Annotated in this window: 19 protein-coding genes; 4 read left to right on the forward strand and 15 right to left on the reverse strand. The window is 31.9% G+C overall.

Features of this window, described 5'->3' with window-relative positions; all coding sequences use genetic code 11:
- The first annotated feature begins 59 nt into the window (after window positions 1–59).
- Entirely contained in the window at window positions 60–473 is a 414-nt protein-coding gene (locus WHA43_RS06135; protein WP_105046222.1) for a hypothetical protein, read from the forward strand.
- A 140-nt stretch (window positions 474–613) separates the two neighbouring features.
- Here WHA43_RS06135 and rsmG read toward each other — a convergent pair whose 3' ends face one another.
- Window positions 614–1,243 (reverse strand): 16S rRNA (guanine(527)-N(7))-methyltransferase RsmG, encoded by a 630-nt coding sequence (gene rsmG / locus WHA43_RS06140; RefSeq protein WP_105046223.1) that lies wholly within the window; start codon window positions 1,241–1,243, stop codon window positions 614–616.
- A gap of 116 nt (window positions 1,244–1,359) precedes the next feature.
- Here rsmG and WHA43_RS06145 point away from each other — a divergent pair, with 116 nt between their 5' ends.
- Both WHA43_RS06145 and WHA43_RS06150 read left to right on the forward strand, forming a co-directional pair.
- Window positions 1,360–2,451, forward strand: a complete 1,092-nt coding sequence (locus tag WHA43_RS06145) for a fatty acid desaturase family protein (RefSeq protein WP_105046224.1) — start codon at window positions 1,360–1,362, stop codon at window positions 2,449–2,451.
- 22 nt (window positions 2,452–2,473) lie between these two features.
- A complete protein-coding gene (locus tag WHA43_RS06150; protein ID WP_211290315.1) occupies window positions 2,474–3,661 on the forward strand; it encodes a pyridoxal phosphate-dependent aminotransferase in 1,188 nt (395 codons plus the stop codon).
- 49 nt (window positions 3,662–3,710) lie between these two features.
- Here WHA43_RS06150 and WHA43_RS06155 read toward each other — a convergent pair whose 3' ends face one another.
- From WHA43_RS06155 to mraZ, 14 genes are all read right to left on the reverse strand, one after another.
- The gene (locus WHA43_RS06155) at window positions 3,711–3,923 is read right to left on the reverse strand and encodes a hypothetical protein (RefSeq protein ID WP_105046225.1); all 213 of its coding nucleotides are present in this window, start codon (window positions 3,921–3,923) and stop codon (window positions 3,711–3,713) included.
- A 147-nt stretch (window positions 3,924–4,070) separates the two neighbouring features.
- The gene (gene ftsZ, locus WHA43_RS06160; protein WP_105046226.1) at window positions 4,071–5,936 is read right to left on the reverse strand and encodes a cell division protein FtsZ; all 1,866 of its coding nucleotides are present in this window, start codon (window positions 5,934–5,936) and stop codon (window positions 4,071–4,073) included.
- 67 nt (window positions 5,937–6,003) lie between these two features.
- A complete protein-coding gene (gene ftsA, locus WHA43_RS06165; protein ID WP_105046227.1) occupies window positions 6,004–7,344 on the reverse strand; it encodes a cell division protein FtsA in 1,341 nt (446 codons plus the stop codon).
- A 6-nt stretch (window positions 7,345–7,350) separates the two neighbouring features.
- Window positions 7,351–7,860 (reverse strand): cell division protein FtsQ/DivIB, encoded by a 510-nt coding sequence (locus WHA43_RS06170; protein WP_226742837.1) that lies wholly within the window; start codon window positions 7,858–7,860, stop codon window positions 7,351–7,353.
- A gap of 205 nt (window positions 7,861–8,065) precedes the next feature.
- A complete protein-coding gene (murC, locus tag WHA43_RS06175) occupies window positions 8,066–9,418 on the reverse strand; it encodes a UDP-N-acetylmuramate--L-alanine ligase (protein WP_105046229.1) in 1,353 nt (450 codons plus the stop codon).
- Window positions 9,415–10,506, reverse strand: coding sequence for an undecaprenyldiphospho-muramoylpentapeptide beta-N-acetylglucosaminyltransferase (gene murG / locus WHA43_RS06180; protein ID WP_105046230.1), 1,092 nt, complete (start codon window positions 10,504–10,506; stop codon window positions 9,415–9,417). Before murG ends, murC begins: the two co-directional genes overlap by 4 nt.
- Entirely contained in the window at window positions 10,493–11,683 is a 1,191-nt protein-coding gene (locus tag WHA43_RS06185) for an FtsW/RodA/SpoVE family cell cycle protein (protein ID WP_105046231.1), read from the reverse strand. Before WHA43_RS06185 ends, murG begins: the two co-directional genes overlap by 14 nt.
- Before the next feature lie 43 nt (window positions 11,684–11,726).
- Window positions 11,727–13,109, reverse strand: a complete 1,383-nt coding sequence (murD, locus tag WHA43_RS06190; protein WP_105046232.1) for a UDP-N-acetylmuramoyl-L-alanine--D-glutamate ligase — start codon at window positions 13,107–13,109, stop codon at window positions 11,727–11,729.
- Window positions 13,110–13,181: 72 nt separating this feature from the next.
- Window positions 13,182–14,408: a phospho-N-acetylmuramoyl-pentapeptide-transferase gene (mraY, locus tag WHA43_RS06195; RefSeq protein WP_105046233.1), complete on the reverse strand. Its 1,227-nt coding sequence runs from the start codon at window positions 14,406–14,408 to the stop codon at window positions 13,182–13,184.
- Between the two features lies 1 nt (window position 14,409).
- Entirely contained in the window at window positions 14,410–15,876 is a 1,467-nt protein-coding gene (locus WHA43_RS06200; RefSeq protein ID WP_105046234.1) for a UDP-N-acetylmuramoyl-L-alanyl-D-glutamate--2,6-diaminopimelate ligase, read from the reverse strand.
- On the reverse strand, window positions 15,877–17,841 hold the full coding sequence (locus WHA43_RS06205; RefSeq protein WP_105046235.1) for a penicillin-binding transpeptidase domain-containing protein: 1,965 nt from the start codon (window positions 17,839–17,841) through the stop codon (window positions 15,877–15,879).
- Between the two features lie 60 nt (window positions 17,842–17,901).
- Complete coding sequence (locus WHA43_RS06210; protein ID WP_105046236.1) at window positions 17,902–18,228, reverse strand: FtsL-like putative cell division protein; 327 nt, start codon at window positions 18,226–18,228, stop codon at window positions 17,902–17,904.
- Between the two features lie 3 nt (window positions 18,229–18,231).
- Window positions 18,232–19,131, reverse strand: a complete 900-nt coding sequence (gene rsmH / locus WHA43_RS06215) for a 16S rRNA (cytosine(1402)-N(4))-methyltransferase RsmH (RefSeq protein WP_105047308.1) — start codon at window positions 19,129–19,131, stop codon at window positions 18,232–18,234.
- A complete protein-coding gene (mraZ, locus tag WHA43_RS06220) occupies window positions 19,118–19,585 on the reverse strand; it encodes a division/cell wall cluster transcriptional repressor MraZ (protein ID WP_105046237.1) in 468 nt (155 codons plus the stop codon). Before mraZ ends, rsmH begins: the two co-directional genes overlap by 14 nt.
- Before the next feature lie 202 nt (window positions 19,586–19,787).
- On the opposite strand from mraZ, the gene WHA43_RS06225 reads away from it, so the two are divergent.
- Window positions 19,788–20,552: an alpha/beta fold hydrolase gene (locus WHA43_RS06225; RefSeq protein WP_105046238.1), complete on the forward strand. Its 765-nt coding sequence runs from the start codon at window positions 19,788–19,790 to the stop codon at window positions 20,550–20,552.

Below are 20,552 nucleotides of genomic sequence, written 5' to 3' on the forward strand. Positions count from 1 at the left end.
AAATTAAAAATAAAAAAATCCTTGATATTAATTACTTTTGCTTATCAATATCAGTTAAAATGAAAAAATTCTTTTTGTTTTTGTTACTTCTTGGTACAATTTCTTGTACAACAACTTCCGATAATCCAGATTTACCTCAAAACAAGATTAATAATGTAGAAATTGTTTTTACAACTACCGAGCCAAATACTGATGAAATAATGATCACTTATTATGACATTGCTAAAGCAGATAATGTTTCTGGACCACACAATTTCGTTTACGATAATGACGGAAAACCATTGCCATTAGTTCTAAAATTTGATGATTACAAATATAAGTTTTTAGATGGTGAAGCTTTTCGAAATAATTTTAGCACATCTGAGTTAAGAGTTCAAATTTATGTCAATGGTGAACTTATTGTAGAGAGATTTGATAGAGGAACAAGTACCACTTTTGCAACAGTAGATATCAGTTTTAGAATACTTAACTAAAGTAAAATCAATTATCTTTTTTGTAAAATCATAAATGAATACCTATAAATAACCGCTTTTAATCTTTTGAAATTGATAGTTTTTTTAGTAAAAAATCTAAAATCAACTAATTAAAATTTCAACATAATTTCATTAAAAAATTATCCTTTAAACTTCAACCCCAAATGCACGACTTTTTTGGTTTCAAAAAATGGTTCGTCAAAATAATTGGTTAGATCGTAAATTGTTGCTGAGGTATATTTTTGCAATTCTTCTGTTAAATCACCTCCCTTTAAATATAAAATCCCATTTTTGAGTTCGTGATTTTGTTTTTTAGCTATTTTACCTTTTGTCCAATGCACAAAAGTTTCCATTTGCGCTACTGCTCTACTCACGATAAAATCATAGGTATCTTTTACTTCTTCTACTCTACAGTTGGAAGTTTTTACATTTTTCAATCCCAAACCTGCAACAACTTCATCCACCACTTTTATTTTTTTTCCAATAGCGTCTACCAAATGAAAATGGGTTTCAGGAAAAAAAATTGCTAAAGGAATTCCAGGAAAACCACCTCCAGTTCCAACATCAATTATTTTTGCATTTGGTTGAAATTGCGTCACTTTTGCAATTCCTAACGAGTGAAGTACGTGTCTTAAATACAACTCATCAATATCTTTTCTTGACACAACATTAATTTTCAAATTCCAATCTTGATATAAGTCCTGCAACTTTGTGTATTGTTCAATTTGCTGAGGAGTTAAATTTGTAAAATACTTTTGAATAATTTCCATAAAAATCGAATAGAAGCACAAAAATAGTTACTATTTTCATACAATTAGTAAGAATTTTATTCGTTTTGTATTTAGTGTATACCAAAATGCATATTTTTGCAATCTAATATTTATTAATGAGTACTATAAACTTTTCTAGAGTTGACAACGCAAAATTCTTTAAAACTCTAAACAAACGTGTAAACGATTATTTCAAAGAAAACAATCTTAAAAAAACAGGAAATTGGAAATTATACAGTAAAGCAATCATTATGTTTTTACTTTTTTTAGTTCCTTTCATTCTTATTTTAACAGTTTCAATGTCACAATGGTTAATGATTCTCATGGTAGTTATTACTGGAATTGGTATGGCTGGAGTGGGTATGAATGTGATGCATGATAGCAATCATGAATCTTTTTCGAGCAAAAAATGGGTAAATAAATTGATGGGAAGTAGTATTTACATTCTTGCTGGTAATGTGTACAATTGGAAAGTTCAGCACAATGTATTACATCATACATTTACCAATATCAAAGACCATGATGAAGATATTGATGCTGGAAGAATTATTCGTTTTTCTCAGCATTCTAAATGGTTTAAAATTCATCAAATTCAAAAATACTATTCAATTTTTTTATACGGATTATTAACCATCAACTGGGCAATAACAACCGATATCAAACAAATGCACAGGTATTTGAAAAGAAAACTTTCTTATGGAGAGTTTCCAAATCCTGCTACTGAATGGACGAAATTGGTTATCTCAAAATTGGTCTATTATTCACTTTGGATTGTATTACCGATTGCTGTTTTAGATATCGCTTGGTGGAAAGTATTGGTAGGATTTTTTGTGATGCATTACACAGCAGGGATGATTTTGAGTTTGGTTTTTCAATTGGCTCATATCGTTCCAAAAACTATCATGCCAATTCCTGATGAAAATGGAAATTTAGAGCATACTTGGGCAGTCCATCAATTATACACAACTGCAAACTTTGCGCCCAGTAATTGGTTGGTAAACTTCTATACAGGAGGTTTAAATCATCAAGTTGAACATCATATTTTTCCACATATTTCTCATGTTCATTATGACAAATTAGCTAAAATTGTCAAAGAAACTGCCAAAGAATTTAATTTGCCTTATAATGAGTACGAAACTACACGCAAAGCCATTTTTGAGCATTTTAGACACCTAGGAGTTTTAGGAAAAAAACCAGAATTAGCATAACTTAAATAATTTTTTTATAAAAATGTCACATCCATTATCGGACAGAATTAACAGTTTACCTGTTTCTGAAACATTAGCCATGGCTGCTAAAGCAAGAGAATTAAGAGCAGCAGGAAAAGATATTATCGGATTAAGTTTAGGAGAACCAGATTTTAACACTCCTGATTTTATCAAAGATGCAGCTATTGAAGCCATCAATCAAAATTACAATTCATATTCACCAGTTGATGGATATGTAGAATTGAAAGAAGCCATTTGCACGAAATTTAAACGTGATAATGATTTGACTTATAAACCAAGTCAAATTGTTGTTTCTACAGGCGCAAAACAATCTATTGCAAATGTTGCTCAAGTATTATTAAATCCTGGTGATGAAGTAATTTTACCTGCACCTTATTGGGTTAGTTATTCAGCAATTGCAACTTTATGTGAGGCTATTTCTATTGAAATTCCCTCAACAATTGAAACGAATTTCAAAATTACACCAGCGCAATTAGAAGCTGCCATTACACCAAAAACAAAAATGGTATTTTTTAATTCACCAAATAATCCAAGTGGTACTATTTATACAGAAGCTGAGTATAGAGCATTTGCTGAAGTTTTAGAAAAACATCCAAATATCTATATTCTGTCTGATGAAATTTACGAACACATCAATTATGATGTAAAACCTTTCAGTTTTGCAGCCATTGAAAGTATGTACGATAGAACAATCACTGTAAATGGTTTGGCAAAAGCATTCGCTATGACAGGCTGGAGAATTGGATATCTTGGAGCCCCTGAGTGGATTGCAAAAGCATGTACAAAAATGCAAGGGCAAATTACATCCGGAACAAACTGTATCGCACAAAGAGCGGCAATTACAGCAGTTTTAGCTCCTGTTGAAAAAATTCAATTTATGGTGGAAGAGTTTAAAACTCGAAGAAACATCATCGTTGATTTATTGAATGAAATTCCTGGTTTTAAAATTAATATTCCTGATGGGGCATTTTATGTTTTCCCAGATGTTTCTGCATTTATAGGCAAAACAATTGATGGATACACAATCAACAATGCAGGAGATTTCTCCATGTTTTTATTAGAAAAAGCTAATGTAGCAACAGTTAGTGGTGAAGCGTTTGGCGCTGCAAATTGTATAAGAATCTCTTATGCAGCTTCAGAAAGCCAAATTAGAGAAGCCATGAAAAGAATTAAAGTAGCAGTTAGCTAAAACATACAGACTTCCTTTAAAAAATCTCATAGTTTCCTATGAGATTTTTTTATGCCACTATTATAAAAATGGCAACTAAAATGAAGGAAACTCTTAAAATCTCAACAGTACTGTTTAATGAATTTGCATACTGATATAAGATAGATTCTTTGATTCTCGATAAAGAGTCAGCTTTCATATTTCTGATATTATTTCTAATTTCTCTTTTATAAGATGATGTTAAAATACCTCTTTCTATCGGGGATAAATGTGTTGATTTCATGATTTTGTATATTGATTGATTGTAAATTTAGACGACATCAAAAATAAATTGTTACAAAATGAAGTTTTGAGAATCAACAAATTAGAAATAAAAAAAATCACATCCTTTTGAGATGTGATTTTAATAATTGAAATTTGATTGGGAAAATTAATCTACATTATCGTGTAAAAAAGAATTATTCGATTTAAAATTCAAATCTTCAGATTCTTTTTTTAACGTAGGTTCTGTTTTACTTATAGGTGAATTTCTTCCCACATCAATACCATTTCTTAAAAAAGCAGGTTCGCGTTCAATTTCATCAACGTTTTTGTTATATTTTTCGTTGAATTTATGATTGAAACTTTTCATTTTACTACGTCTGTCATCAGCTCTTTTAGCTAATTCAGCAATCGTTAAACTCAATGGAGAAATTTCTTCACTGTCAGTTTCAATTTGATTGATTTCTGATTGTTTAGCTGTTTTTAAAGTAAATCCGAAAGCATCTTCTTCCAATTCTTTTTTAGCGGTAATATTCGAACTTTTAGAAATTGTTGGTTTCACATCAAAATCTTCTAAAACATGTCTTTTAAAAGTAATTTCTTGAGCACCAAAAACCTCAATTTCGTTGATATTTCTTTGATTATCAATTTTCGGACTTTCTTTTTCTGCTTTAATTTCTGTAAAAGAATTCAGAGGAAATTCAAAAATTAATTCTTGTGAAATTTCATCTTCTTTAAATTCAGATTTCACTTCTTTTTTTGGAGCTTCTGTAATGAAAAAATCATCATCAGAAATAAATTCTAAGGCAATTTCTTCGTAAACAACAGGAATTTCAGCTATGATATTAGAAGTTGGAATCAAATCCATTTTTGGCAATTCATCTTCAGTATCCTCTAACACATAAGTCACTTTTTGCTCATTTACTACAGGCTCGGGTTCGTTTAAAGAAGGTGCTTTTGTAAGTGTTTTCTCACCAAAATTATAGGTTGCTTTTTGCTCATCCTCTAAAGTGTGAATGATTTTTTTTGCCTCAGTATTTGTGATCGCACTTTGTTGATCGAGTGCAAAACCTGTTGCAACAACTGTTAAAGAAATAGCTTCTCCTAGTTCATCATCTTCTCCAATACCCATGATAATATTAGCATCATAGCCAGCTTCTGTCTGAATATATTCGTTAATTTCTCCTATTTCATCCAAAGTAACTTCGGATGTTCCAGAAACAATTAATAGCAATACATTTTTAGCTCCTGTGATTTTATTATCGTTCAATAACGGAGAGTCAAGTGCTTTTACAATGGCGTTTTTTGCCCTGTTCTTACCTTCTTCTTTTGCAGAACCCATGATCGCTGTTCCACTATTTGAAAGCACGGTTTTTGCATCGTGCAAATCGATATTTTGCTTGTAGTGATGTGTAATTACTTCAGCAATTCCTCTTGAAGCAGTTGACAAAACTTCGTCTGCTTTAGAAAATCCTGCTTTAAAACCCAAATTTCCATAAACTTCACGCAATTTATTGTTGTTGATAACAATCAATGAATCAACATTTTTTCGCAATTGATCGATACCAATTTGAGCTTGATTTGAGCGCATTCTTCCCTCAAACTGAAATGGCATTGTAACAATTCCTACTGTTAAAATATCCATATCTTTCGCAATTTTTGCGATGATTGGTGCAGCACCTGTTCCTGTGCCACCTCCCATTCCTGCAGTGATAAATACCATTTTTGTTTGGGTATTTAACATTTGCTGAATTTCTTGAATACTTTCTTTAGCTGCTTGTTCTCCAATTTCTGGATTTGCACCTGCACCTAACCCAGAGGTTAAATTGGCACCTAATTGAATTTTGTTAGGAACTGGACTGTTTTCAAGGGCTTGTGCATCTGTATTACAGATTACAAAATCAACACCTTTGATGTTTTGGGTGAACATGTGATTTACTGCATTGCTTCCACCACCACCAACACCAATTACTTTAATAGTGTTAGACTGTGTTTTTGGCATGTCAAATAAAATGTTATCAAATTCTGCGCTCATAATAACGTATCTATTTTTGGGTTTTTATTATTGTTTGTTTTCTTTACTGTATTGTTTTTTGAGTGAATTACTCAGCATTGTCTAAAAAATCTTTGAAACGATCTGTAAATTTTTCTAAGAAAGTTTTCATTTTAGGCTTTGGATTTTCTTCTACTTTTGGTGATTCTTCTATTCTCTCACTAATCATTGTTTTAGTTTCTGGAACAACTTGTGGTGTTGGCTCCTGAACTAATTGATCTCCTTTTTCTTCATGTTTCAATCCTTCAATCAACAAACCAACTGCGGTTGCATAAGCTGGACTCGACAATGCATCTTCAGAATCACCAGCTAAATGCTCATTTGGATATCCAATTCTTACATCCATTCCTGTGATATACTCAACCAATTGTCTTAAATGTTTTAATTGAGCACCTCCACCTGTCAACACAATTCCTGCAATCAATTTTCCTTTCTGGGTTTCATGACCATAATCTTTGATTTCTGTGTACACATATTCAATGATTTCTTGAACTCTAGCATGGATGATTTTTGACAAGTTTTTAAGCGTAATTTCTTTAGCTTCTCTTCCTCTCAATCCAGGAATTGACACAATTTCTGTTTCTTTATTTTCACCTGGCCAAGCTGAACCAAACTTGATTTTTAGCAATTCTGCTTGTTTTTCGATGATGGAACATCCTTCTTTAATATCATCTGTGATCACATTTCCTCCGAAAGGAATCACAGCTGTGTGACGTATAATTCCGTCTTTAAAAATCGCTAAATCTGTAGTTCCTCCTCCAATATCAATCAATGCAACTCCTGCTTCTTTTTCTTCTTGACTTAACACTGCTGATGCTGATGCTAAAGGTTCTAACGTAATTTGATTCAAATCTAAACCAGCACTTTTTACACATCTTCCAATGTTTCTGATGGATGAAACTTGCCCAACAACCACATGGAAATTTGCTTCTAAACGTCCACCATACATACCTCTTGGCTCTTTGATATCGGGTTGAGAATCTACTTTAAATTCTTGTGGTAAAACGTGAATAATTTCCTCTCCAGGCAACATCACTAATTTGTGAACTTGGTTTACTAAATTTTCAATATCATTATCATCAATTACCTCATCAGCATTGTTTCTTGTGATATAATCACTGTGTTGCAAACTACGAATGTGTTGACCTGCAATACCTACAACAACATTATCTATGGTAATTCCTGAAACACTTTCTGCTTCTTCTACAGCTTGCTGAATAGATTGAATGGTTTGTGTAATATTACTAACAACACCTCTTTTAACACCTAAACTTTTCGCTTTTCCAGTGCCAACAACTTCAATTTTGCCGTATTCATTTTTACGACCAATCATGGCAACAATTTTGGTAGTACCAATGTCTAAACCAACAGCTATTTTATTGTTTCCCATCTTGATTTATTTTGTGCACACAACTTGATTGTGATATTTTACATTTATTAATTTATAATTCTGAATCGTTTTATCACTAAATGTTTTGTTATAAAACGCTTTTAACTTTCTAAATTTTGATTCGATTTCAGAGACAGTTCCAAAATCGATTTTATAATCACCACTTCTTACCGCCAATTGCACCTCTCCATTCTTTAATTTTTCAACGCCAACAATCTCTTTTTCTAGAAAATTATCCTCTAAAATTGTTGAAATTAAAGGCATTATTTCTTTCATTTCAACATCGTTTTTAACCCCAGAAACCAGCAAAACTCTCGCTGAATAATTCTCTGATAAAGGAACCTTTACACCTTGTTTATCAACATAGTAAACCTCATCATCTTGAATAATTCTAACAATAGGTGTGCGTTGTTTTACTGCTGTTTTTAACTCTCCCCGGATTGTTAAAAAAACAACAGCCTTTTCTACATAAGGGTTTTTTGAAATGTTACTTTCTAAACCGTATAAATTTATCACGGATTTTGGTAGGTTTTTTACAGTTTCATTTTTTTGTATTAACAATTTATTAACCATTGAATGATTTAAAAACTTACTAATTCCTGACTCTATTTTGATGTCAATTTTTGATACTTTCTTTCGGTGATTTCTAGCAGCTGAAAAACTGTACAAAAACCCTACACTTATCAACAAGCAAAAGAACAAGATGTATTTTAAAATTTTTTTAAACTTCATGTTGATTCTTTTTTAAAAGTTGACTTGTAATTTCAGAAATCATTACGCCAATATCTCCAGCACCTAACATCGCTACAACTTTTGCTGACGATTGTTGAATATCTTTTAAAAGTGTCTCTTTTTGAGTCATTTTTTTATGTGAATTGTTAATTTTACCTAACAACCACTCTCCTGTTACACCCGGAATTGGCAATTCTCTTGCTGGATAAATATTCAACAACAACACTTCATCAAATTTTGAAAGTGCACTCGCAAAATCATCCACAAAATCTTGTGTTCTTGAAAATAAATGCGGTTGAAAAACGACCAACACTTTTTCAGTTGGATACATTTCTCTGATGGCATTTTGCACTGCTGAAATTTCTGTTGGATGATGTGCATAATCATCAATCAATACAAAATCGTTGGTTTTAATTTTGTAAGTAAATCTTCTTTTAACTCCTTTAAAATTTGCCAAACTTTGTTTGATTTCTTCCAAAGAAATTCCATAAGAATCCGCCATTGCCAAAGCTGCTAAAGCATTCATGACATTGTGTTTTCCTGGCAAATGAAATTCAATATTTTTGATTTCTGAAACAGGTGTTTTTACATCAAAAATATATTTGCCACTTGCTATTTTTAAATTATATGCCTGATAATCTGCGGTTTCATTAATAGCATATGTCAATCCTTTTAAAGGCAATCCTTTTGCAACAATCAAGGTTTCAGAAACTTGTTGAGAAAATGCTACAAACGATTCTTCTAAAGCAGAAGCTTCTTTGTAAATATCCAAATGATCAGCATCCATAGAAGTTACACAAGCAATATTTGGATACAATTGCAAAAAAGATCTGTCAAATTCGTCTGCTTCAACTACACAAATTTTGTCTTCACCCAAAAATAAATTCGAATTGTAATTTTCTGAAATTCCACCTAAAAATGAAGTTGCATTTACCCTTGTCATGATATGCCCTAAAATTGCAGAAGTGGTTGTTTTTCCATGAGTTCCTGCAACAGCCAAGCAAAATGTATTTTTTGAAATCATTCCTAAAACCTGAGCTCTTTTCAAAATGTTGAAATTATTTTCTTTAAAATATATCAACTCTGAATGATTTTTCGGAATTGCTGGCGTAAAAATCACCAAGGTTTTCTCTGTATTTAAAAAAGAAATCGGAATGTTTTTGATATCATCGTCAAAATGAATTTGAACACCTAAATCACTTAAATCGTCCGTAATTTGAGAAGGCGTTTTGTCATAACCAGCAACATTTTTTCCTAACGATACAAAATATCTAGCAATGGCACTCATTCCAATGCCTCCAATTCCGACAAAATAAACGTTATGTATGCTATTTAAATTCACTTTTCTAATAATTTTTCTATTTCGTTTACGATATCAGTTGTTGCTTTTGGCAATGCCAATTCTTTGATATTTTCAGACAAATGTTCTTGTTTTCCTTTATCTTTTATAAGCGTTTCAAAAACAATCGGAAACGTATCTAATTCTTCTTCTTTCAACAAAATTGCACCATGTTTATCCACAATTGCTTTCGCATTTTTGGTTTGATGATCTTCAGCAACATTGGGTGAAGGAATAAAAATGACAGGTTTGCCTACAATACACAATTCAGAAACTGAACTTGCACCTGCTCTAGAAATAATGATATTTGCAGCTGCATATGCTAAATCCATTCTGTTGATGAATTGATGAACTTGCACATTTTCTTGAGAATTGTACTTTTTGTATTCTTCAAAATACAATTTGCCACATTGCCAAATCAATTGAACTTCTTGATTTTTAAAGAAAGTTAAATTGTTTTCAATTAGTTGATTTATTTTTTTGGCTCCCAAACTTCCTCCTAAAATCAGAATTGTTTTTTTTGATTTGTCTAGTTGGAAAAAATCTTGAGATTCCTTAACTTTTGTATGAATATTCAACAAATCTTGACGCACTGGATTTCCTGTTTTTATCATTTTTGATGCAGGAAAAAAACGTTCTAAATTGTCATAAGCCACACAAATTTTAGTGGCTTTTTTTGCTAAATATTTATTGGTAATTCCAGGAAATGAATTCTGTTCTTGAATCAACGTTGGAATTCCTTTTCTGTTTGCCATAATTAATGTTGGCCCACTTGCAAAACCTCCAGTTCCAATTGCAATATCTGGTTTAAACGTATCAATAATTCGTTTTGCACGCCACAAACTACTCATCATTTTAAACGGAAAAGAAAGGTTGGTTGCCAATTGTTTACGTTGAATTCCAGAAATCCACAAACCTTTAATTTCATATCCTGCTTGTGGAATTTTTTCCATTTCCATTTTGTCTTTTGCGCCAACAAACAGAAATTTAGCATCAGGAAAACGCACTTTTATTTCGTTTGCAATCGCAATTGCAGGATAAATGTGACCTCCTGTTCCGCCTCCAGAAATTAAAATATTATACGGTTTCATGCAAAATATCTAAAGGGTTATCTTCTAAAATATCTTCTTCTGTTTCTTCTTTTGATGCACTTACACTTAAAATCATTCCAAGTGCAAAACAAGTCATCCAAATTGATGTTCCTCCACTACTAATTAACGGCAAAGTTTGTCCTGTAACTGGAAATAAATTGGTGGCAACTGCCATGTTGATACAAGCTTGAAAAATTATAGGAATTCCAACTCCAACAACCAATAAGGAACCAAAAATGGTTTTGGTTTTTTTGACCACAATAAAAATTCGGAATAGTAACAAAAAGTAAATAAACAGGATAAAAACACTGCCTATTAATCCATATTCTTCAGCAATAATAGCAAAGATAAAATCGGAAGTTGATTGCGGTAAAAAGTTTTTTTGCACACTTTTTCCAGGTCCAACTCCAACTAAACCTCCTGTTGCAATGGCAATTTTCGCTTTTTCTACTTGATAAGCATCTTTACCATCTTCATCTGAAAAATTTTCAATTCTACTTTGCCAAGTTTGAACTCTATTAGGCATTGCATCAGGAAAAGCTTTGGCTATCAAAATAAAAAATACCAATGCTATCACTCCAATTCCTAGAATTAATCCAAGATGTTTTGTTGGATAACCCCCTACAAAACAAAGCATTAAAATCATCACAAAAATGATGGCTGTAGTAGAAAAATTTGCAGGTAAAATGAGCATTAAAACAACTGCAATTGGCAACCAAAGTGTTAATAAACTCTCTTTTAAACTGATTACTTTTTCTTTATTTTTCGCTAAATACCTTGCAACATACACCATCAAAACCAAACCTGCTAAAGTAGATGTTTGAAAACCAATACCAACAAATGGAATTCGAATCCATCTACTTGCATTGGCACCACCAATCGTAGTTCCTTGTGATAACGTAAAAATTAACAATACAATTACAATTGGCAACATCAGCAAAGATCCTCCTGAAAAATATCGATAAGGAATTTTATGCACCCCATAAATGATGGCAAAACCCATAAGCAATAACATCATGTGTTTGAGTAAATATCCAAAAGTAGAGCCACCAGTACCAACAACATACACCAAGTTTGTACTTGCGCTGTATACAGGCATAAATGAACAAATTGCTAAAACTGCAACAATAGCCCAAATAGCTCTATCTCCTTGTATGTGTTTTAAAATAGTCTTCAATTTTTACTGTTTAGTGAAAATTATTTATTTTTAATTAATTTATTTATAGGTTTTTCACTGCATTTTTAAACTGACGCCCTCTGTCTTCGTAGTTTTCAAACAAATCAAAACTTGCACAAGCAGGAGACAACAAAACAACATCACCTTTTTCTGATAATTTTTGAGCAACTTTCACTGCTTCTTCAGCACCAAGAGTTTCTACAATGATGTCTACCACACTTCCAAAAGTGTCTTTAATTTTTTCATTATCAATCCCCAAACAAACTATTGCTTTTACTTTTTCACGAACTAAAGGCAACAAATCTGTGTAATCATTTCCTTTATCAACACCACCAACAATCCAAACTGTAGTATTGTCCATACATTCTAAGGCATAAAAAGTAGCATTGACATTTGTAGCTTTAGAGTCATTGATAAACTCAACTCCATTGATTTTTGCCACAAATTCTAAACGATGTTCAGCACCCTCAAAATTTTCTAAACTTTCTTTAATAAAATCTTTTCTAACTTTCAGTAATTGTGCTGCTAAAGTTGCAGCCATCGCATTTTTAGTATTGTGTTTTCCTTTTAATGTTAACCCTGATAATGGCATAGTAAATATTTCTTTTTGTATGTTGATTGTTAGTGTATTATCTTTTAAAAACGCTCCAAATTCGAGTTCTTTTTCTATAGAAAATGGAACTAAGGTTGCTTTTGTTGTATTCGTTTGAAGCCAATTATTAATGGCTTCGTTATCTGCATCATAAATCAAATAATCATTTTCTGTTTGATTTTTTGTAATCCTAAATTTTGAAGCGATATACTTATTAAAATCATAGTCATATCTGTCTAAATGATCAGGCGTAATATTGGTTATAATAGCAATATGACTGTTAAATTTTTCAATGCCATCCAACTGAAAACTACTCAATTCTAAAACAAAATTTTCATAACTTTCTTCAGCAACTAATTGCGCAAAACTTTTTCCAATATTGCCTCCCATTCCAACATTCAATCCTGCACTTTTCAAAATATGATGCGTTAATAAGGTTGTTGTTGTTTTTCCGTTTGAACCTGTTATTCCTACAATAGTGGCATTTGTAAATTGACCTGCAAATTCAATTTCAGAAATCACAGGGATTTTCAATTCCAATAGTTTTTTTACAATAGGTGCTTTTTCAGGAATTCCAGGACTCTTCATAACCACATTAGCCCTAAAAATCAGATTTTCTGTATGTTGATTTTCCTCAAAATTTATTTCATGATGTAAAAGAACTTGTTTGTATTTTTCGACAATTTGTTTGCTGTCAGATACAAAGACATCAAAGCCTTTTTGCTTTCCTAAAATGGCAGTTCCTACGCCACTTTCTCCTCCACCTAAAACAACCAAAAGCCCCCTTTCCCCCAAAGGGGAGAATTCGTTCTTATTGTTTGTATCTTGATTCATTATTTAACTTCTTTATAAAAACTTATATTTTTTTCAATTTATCCCTTCCCTCTGAGAGGGTTAGGGTGGGCTTTATCTCAATTTTAATGTTACAATTGAAAAAACGGCTAATAAAATCCCTACAATCCAAAAGCGAACTACAATCTTACTTTCGTGATATTGCAACTTTTGATAATGATGATGTAAAGGCGACATTTTAAAAATGCGTCTTCCTTCGCCAAACTTTTTCTTGGTGTATTTAAACCAAGAAACTTGTAAAATCACAGAGAGATTTTCAATCACAAAAATGCCTGCTAAAACCGGAAGTAATAATTCTTTACGAACAGCAATCGCAATTACAGCAATGATCCCTCCAATTGTTAAACTTCCTGTATCGCCCATAAAAACCTGAGCTGGGTAGGTATTATACCAAAGAAAACCAATCAAAGCTCCTGCAAAAGCAAGGATGAAAACTGTCATTTCTCCTGAATTTGGAATGTACATCACATCTAAATAATCAGCGAAAATGATATTACCAGAAACCCATGCAAAAACTGCCAAAGTGACCACAATAATGGCTGATGAACCTGCAGCCAAACCATCAATTCCGTCTGTTAAATTTGCTCCGTTTGAAATTCCTGTTACAATAAAAACAGTTACGAAAATGAAAATTATCCAACCATATTTTTCAAAACCATCTCCCAAAAAACTTAATGCTTTCGCATAATCTAATTCATTATTTTTAAGAAATGGCAACGTTGTTTTTATTGATTTATGTGCGTCACCAAAAACAATTCTTTTTCCATTTTCATCTTCAATTTGCTGTGAAATGGGTAATTTTTCTTTGATGGTAATATTGTCATTAAAATATAACATAGAACCCACAAAAAGCCCCAAACCTATTTGTCCTAAAACTTTGAATTTTCCTTTTAATCCTTCTTTATTCTTCTTAAATACCTTGATATAATCATCTAAAAATCCTATAAAACCCATCCAAAGTGTGGTTACTAGCAATAGAATCACATAAATATTATCCAATTTTGCCAATAAAATTGCAGGAATTAATGTTGCCAAAATGATGATGATTCCTCCCATTGTTGGCGTTCCTGATTTTTGTTGCTGACCTTCTAAACCTAAATCTCTAATGGTTTCACCAACTTGTTGTTTTCTTAAAAAATTGATGATTCTTTTTCCATAAATGGCAGATATCAATAATGATAAAATGAAAGCTGCTGCAGCTCTAAAAGTTATGAATTGAAACACTCCTGCTCCAGGAATATTGAATTGACTATCTAAATATTGGAAAAAATAATACAGCATATTAGTTCATTTTTAGTTGATTAAAACAATTGGTTACTTCTTCCAAATCATCAAAATGCATTCGAATTCCGTTAATTTCTTGATAATTTTCATGTCCTTTTCCAGCAATCAAAATTATATCTCCTTGTGATGATAATTTACAAGCGGTTTTGATAGCTTGTTTTCTGTCTAAAATTGACAGTGTTTTTTTATAGTTTTCAGGAGCAACTCCTGTTTCCATTTCATCAATAATTGTTTGAGGATTCTCGCTACGAGGATTGTCTGCAGTGAAAATCGCTTGGCTACTTAATTGTGATGCAATGTGCGCCATTTTTGGTCTTTTTGTTGCATCTCTATCTCCTCCACATCCTACAACAGTAATTACTTTTTCGTTTCCAGTTCTAATATCATTAATAGTTTCTAACACATTTTTTAGCGCATCTGGAGTATGAGCATAATCAACAATTGCAATCACTCCATTTGAGGAAACTACATACTGAAAACGGCCACTTACACTTTCTAATTGACTTAAAATCGTAAGAGTTTTTATTTTTTCTAGCCCTAATAATTCAGCTGTTGCAGCAATTGCTAACAAATTATAGACATTGAATTCGCCAATTAATTTTGTCCAAACTTCAGTTCCATTGATGGTAATAAGTGTTCCAGAAAATTGCTTTTCTAAAATTTTTGCTTTAAAATCGGCCATGGTTTTTAAAGCATATGTTTTTTTGGTTGCTTTGGTATTTTGCAGCATTACCAACCCATTTTTATCATCAAGATTTGTCAAAGCAAAAGCGGTTGATGGTAAATTATCGAAAAATGATTTTTTTACATTTCTGTACGCTGCAAAAGTTTTGTGATAATCTAAATGATCGTGAGAAAGATTTGAAAATATACCACCAGCAAATACTAAACCTTCAGTTCTTTTTTGATGAATCCCATGCGAACTCACTTCCATAAAACAATATTCAACAGCATTTTCAATCATCATATCTAAATAATAATTGATGGTCAACGAATCTGGAGTGGTGTGTGTAGCTTTGAATTCAGTATCATCAACCAAAATTTTTACTGTTGAAATCAATCCAACTTTATAGCCAGCTTTTTTAAATAATTGATATAAAAGTGATGCAATTGTGGTTTTTCCATTGGTACCAGTTACCCCAACCAATGATAATTTTGAAGAAGGATTTTCATAAAAATTCGCTGCCATAATCGCTAATGCAACTTGAGAATCAGCCACTTTTATATAGCTAATATTTTCTCTTTTATCAGCGGGAATTTCCTCACAAATAATGGCAATTGCACCCAATGAAATTGCTTTATCAATGTATAAATGTCCATCTACAGAGACACCTTTGACTGCAATAAAAACATCATTTTTTGATACATTTCTCGAATCAAAAACTAGCTGATTTATAGACAAATCAGTAACTCCAAAAACTTCTTGGATAGCAACTTTGTATAATATGTCTTTTAAATTTTTCAACTATAATAATTTTAAAATGATAGTACCCTCTTTTGCTGATTTATTATCTTTTGAAAAAGATTGATTTTTCACTTTCCCAATGCCAGAAACTTTTACTTTATATCCTTTATTTTCCAATAATGAAACTGCGTCCATTCCAGGCATACCAATTACATTAGGGATAGAATCTTGCCCATTTTGAAGTAATTTTTCGTAATTTTTAAAATCGTTTTCAATGGATGCAAATTGTACTGAATCATCAACAGATTGAAAATCGATGGGTGTTGATGTGTAAATTTTTTGAGCGATTTCTTTAAAAATTGGTCCAGCAACTGTAGAGCCATAATATCCCTTTCTTTTTTCAGGGTCATGAACAATTACAATACAGGTATATTTTGGATTATCAGCCGGAAAAAAGCCAACAAATGATGCTGCATATCGTTCACTAGAATATTGACCTGGAATTCTTTCTCCTAGTTCATTGATATGTGCAGCCACATATTTTTTTGCAGTTCCTGTCTTACCTGCCATAGAAAAATTGGGTGAGTAAATGTTTGTAGCAGTACCTTTAATCACTACATTTTCCATTACTTTTCTAACTTTTCTTAACGTTTCATCTGAAGCAATTTTTGGGTTTACAACCTCCGTTTTAAAAGTTTTTACTGTTTTGTCTTGTTTTCGCAACTCTTTTACAAAACGAGGTTTTACCATCACTCCATCATTGGCAACTGCATTATAAAACATTAAGGTTTGCATAGGAGTAACCGAAATTCCATATCCCCAAGACATCCATTCTAATGAAATTTTATTCCAACGATTTTTATCTTTTGGATTTGGAATGTAAGGTATTCCCTCACCTTTAATTTGAAATCCAATAGGTTTTGTAAAACCGAATTTTTTTATTTTTTCGTAAAATTTTTGAGGATTATCATCATAATGCTGTCTAATCAATTTTACAATTCCAACATTGGATGAAACTTCAAAAACTCTTGCAGCAGAAATTTTTCCATATCCGCCTTTTCTAGAATCTTCTACCTTTGAACCGTGAATAAACATAATTCCGCCATCAGTATCAACAACTGTTGAAGTGTCAATTGCTTTATCCTCTAAAGCAACCATCAAACTCGCCAATTTAAACGTAGAACCAGGTTCGTGACTTTCCCAAATGGCATAATTCCTTTTTTCAAAATAAGTACCTACATCAGATCTTCCTAAATTTGAAATAGCTTTGATTTCGCCAGTTTTGGTTTCCATAACGACTGCACAACCATGCTCTGCATTGAAATATTCTAGTTGACGCAACAATGCATGATGTGTAATATCTTGAATATTTACATCAATTGTTGTGATGATATCATGACCATCAATTGGTTCTTTTTCATTGACATCAGAAATTGGTTTCCATTGATTTTTGGCAATTTTTTGTTTCCAACGCAAACCATTTTCACCCTGCATATAATCTGCAAAAGCACCTTCAATACCTGATTCTCCTCTAAAATCATCATAACCAATGGTTCTTTCTGCAATTTTTCCAATTGGATGTGCACGCACTGTTTTGTGTTCAGCTATAAAACCACCTTTATAAACTCCCAATTTAAAGATTGGAAATTCTTTCATTTTTAGATAATCTGTATATCCAACATTTCTGGCAAGTAATAAATATCGGTTGTTGGTTTTTTTAGCGTATTTTAATTTTGATAAATAAAACGAGGCAGGCTTACCCAACATTTTCGATAATTCTTTTGCCAAATCATCAACATTTTCACTGAAATCTTTATCATCAACTGCAACAACATCCATTCTAATAGTAAATTTTGACATGGAGGTTGCCAATAAATTTCCGTCAGCAGCATACACATTTCCTTTATTAGCAAAAACAGTATCTTGTCTAATCGTAAGTTCGGTTGCTAAAGCTTTGTATTTTTTCGCCTGAAAATATTGAATATCAATAAGTTGAATCACTATTGCAATAAAAAAAATAGTCATAAAGGCTCCTATCCAAAGAACTTTTTGTATAATATTTTTTTTATGAGTTGCCAAGGTGTATTATTTTTTTTGAGTTACTTTAATTATTTTAGGTGGTGTTTCTGATGGTTTTAACCCAATTTTTAAGGCTTTTTCTCTGATGGTTGATTCCATTTTGGTTCGCATTAAAATGGTCCCAATATCAATATGTTCAGCTCTTAATTCTCGTTTCTTTTTATTTAATTCAGAAATTTTAACACCTTTTCTATCAATATTATGCGCACTTGAAATCATGATTAACAACAACACAACCACAAAAATGATGATGCGCCAGTTATTAAATGAGGATTCATCCGTTAAAAAACTTCCACGAAGAAAATCGTAAATATTTTTTCTTTTTGTTTCCATATCTTACTTTTTCAAAGTTGCAATTCTCAATTTTGCACTTCTAGCTCTATTATTTTGTTTAATTTCCGCGTTTGATGGCACAATTAATTTTCCAACTTTTTTTAAAGGCTCATTTGTATTGCCAAATATGTCTTTTTCCAATTCTCCAGAAAACATTCCTGAATTGATAAATCTCTTTACCAATCTATCTTCTAAAGAATGGTATGAAATGATACTTAATCGTCCATTTTCATTTAATAAATTGGGAGTTTGACTTAAAAATTCTTTCAAAGCTTCCAATTCTTCATTCACTTCAATTCGAAAAGCTTGATAGATTTGCGCCAATATTTTGTGTTCTTTTGCTTTTGGCAAATACTTTTCCAACACTTTTTTTAGTTGAAAACTCGTATCAATTTTTTCTTTTTCTCGCTCTTCAACAATGGTTTTTGCAATGCTTTTTGCATTTCTTAATTCGCCATACAAAAACAATATTTCAGAAAGTTTTTCTTCAGAATATTTATTGATGATATGTTTGGCAGAAATTTTCGATTTTTGATTCATTCTCATATCTAAATCTCCATCAAAACGTGTTGAAAAACCTCTTGAAGCTTCATCAAATTGATGAGAAGAGACGCCCAAATCAGCTAAAATTCCATCTACTTTTTTGATTCCGTAAAAACGTAAATAGCGCGAAATGAATCTGAAATTTTCTGGAATCAACACAAATCGTTCATCATCAATCTTATTTTGCAATGCATCTGCATCCTGATCAAAAGCAACTAATTTTCCTTTTTCGCCCAAATGATTTAAAATCTCTCTTGAATGTCCACCTCCACCAAAAGTAACATCCACATAAATGCCATCTTTTTTGATTGACAGCGCTTGAACGCTTTCGTGTAATAAAACTGGATTATGATAACTCATCTGCATTGGTATTTCCCATTACTTCTTCAGCTAAATCAGCAAAATCATTAGCTGCTTCGTCAATGGCTTTTTCATAATTCGTTTTATCCCAAATCTCAATAATATTTACAGATGAAGCCATTACAACTTCCTTGTCTATCTTAGCGAAATCGCATAATTCTTTTGGAATTAGTATTCTTCCTAAAGCATCTGCTTCTACGATTTTTACACCTGCTGTAAATCTTCTTATAAAGTCATTATTTTTCTTGTTGAATCGATTCAATTTGTTGATTTTTTCCATCATCAAATTCCACTCTTTCATTGGATAGAGTTCCAAACAAGGTTGAAAAACGGCTCTTTTTACTACAAAACCTTCCTCAAAAACAGGCGATAACTGCTTTTTAAAAGCAGCCGAAAACATCACCCTTCCTTTGGTGTCTGCTTTGCATTCGTATGTTCCAATGAGATGTATCACGTAAAAAATAATTTAACATCAAAAATATATAAATTTTACCACTTTTTACCACTTTTTACCACATTGTTAATAAATAATTAAAATTCCCTTTATTTTGGGGTATTTTTACCCTGTTAAAAACCTTGTTTCACTTAATGCAAAAAGAATTTCTATGTAATAAAAAAAACCTACATTTGCGAAAAGTGAAACCAAACAAAACTCAATGACTGACAAGTTAAAAACTGAAGGAAAGTTTACATATGCAGAAGCTGGAGAAGGACCTGCAATCATTGTTTTACATGGATTAATGGGTGCTTTAAGTAATTTTGAAGCTACTTTTAATTACTTTTCTAACAATGGTTACAAAGTTTTGATACCTGAATTACCTTTATACTCATTGCCGCTTTTAAAGACTAATGTGAAAAATTTAGCATTGTTTTTGAAAGATTTTTTAGCTCATAAAAAAATTGATAAAGCAATTTTATTAGGAAATTCGTTAGGTGGTCATATTGCACTATATTTTACAAAACATTACAAAGGAAAAGTGAGTGCTTTAGTGCTTACAGGAAGTTCTGGTTTGTACGAAAAAGCAATGGGAGATAGTTTCCCAAAAAGAGGAAATTACGAATATATTGAGCAAAAAGCGAGAGCTGTTTTCTACAATCCTGAGGTTGCAACCAAAGAAATTGTTGATGGCGTTTATGCCATTGTAAATAACAGAAACACGGTTTTAAAAACTTTGGCAATTGCCAAAAGCGCCATTCGCCATAATATGGCAAACGATTTACCTGAAATGAAACAACCAACTTGCATTATTTGGGGAAAACAAGACACTGTAACTCCACCTGAAGTTGCGATTGATTTTCAAAAATTGTTACCTGATGCTGAGCTGTTTTGGATTGATGAATGTGGTCATGCTGCCATGATGGAAAAACCTGAAGAGTTCAACAAATTTCTTCATAATTGGTTGATTTCTAAAAAAATATAA

The sequence above is a fragment of the Polaribacter gangjinensis genome (genome assembly GCF_038024125.1).
Classification (GTDB): Bacteria; Bacteroidota; Bacteroidia; order Flavobacteriales; family Flavobacteriaceae; genus Polaribacter; species Polaribacter gangjinensis.

Excerpts from the sequence above, each read along its gene's own strand:
- mraY (WP_105046233.1), bottom strand. The coding sequence starts at position 14,408 with ATGCTGTATTATTTTTTCCAATATTTAGATAGTCAATTCAATATTCCT.
- murG (WP_105046230.1), bottom strand. The coding sequence starts at position 10,506 with ATGAAACCGTATAATATTTTAATTTCTGGAGGCGGAACAGGAGGTCAC.
- WHA43_RS06210 (WP_105046236.1), bottom strand. The coding sequence starts at position 18,228 with ATGGAAACAAAAAGAAAAAATATTTACGATTTTCTTCGTGGAAGTTTT.
- rsmH (WP_105047308.1), bottom strand. The coding sequence starts at position 19,131 with ATGAGTTATCATAATCCAGTTTTATTACACGAAAGCGTTCAAGCGCTG.
- rsmG (WP_105046223.1), bottom strand. The coding sequence starts at position 1,243 with ATGGAAATTATTCAAAAGTATTTTACAAATTTAACTCCTCAGCAAATT.
- WHA43_RS06135 (WP_105046222.1), top strand. The coding sequence starts at position 60 with ATGAAAAAATTCTTTTTGTTTTTGTTACTTCTTGGTACAATTTCTTGT.
- ftsA (WP_105046227.1), bottom strand. The coding sequence starts at position 7,344 with ATGGGAAACAATAAAATAGCTGTTGGTTTAGACATTGGTACTACCAAA.
- ftsZ (WP_105046226.1), bottom strand. The coding sequence starts at position 5,936 with ATGAGCGCAGAATTTGATAACATTTTATTTGACATGCCAAAAACACAG.
- murD (WP_105046232.1), bottom strand. The coding sequence starts at position 13,109 with ATGAATCAAGATACAAACAATAAGAACGAATTCTCCCCTTTGGGGGAA.
- WHA43_RS06155 (WP_105046225.1), bottom strand. The coding sequence starts at position 3,923 with ATGAAATCAACACATTTATCCCCGATAGAAAGAGGTATTTTAACATCA.
- WHA43_RS06150 (WP_211290315.1), top strand. The coding sequence starts at position 2,474 with ATGTCACATCCATTATCGGACAGAATTAACAGTTTACCTGTTTCTGAA.
- WHA43_RS06145 (WP_105046224.1), top strand. The coding sequence starts at position 1,360 with ATGAGTACTATAAACTTTTCTAGAGTTGACAACGCAAAATTCTTTAAA.
- WHA43_RS06225 (WP_105046238.1), top strand. The coding sequence starts at position 19,788 with ATGACTGACAAGTTAAAAACTGAAGGAAAGTTTACATATGCAGAAGCT.
- WHA43_RS06205 (WP_105046235.1), bottom strand. The coding sequence starts at position 17,841 with ATGACTATTTTTTTTATTGCAATAGTGATTCAACTTATTGATATTCAA.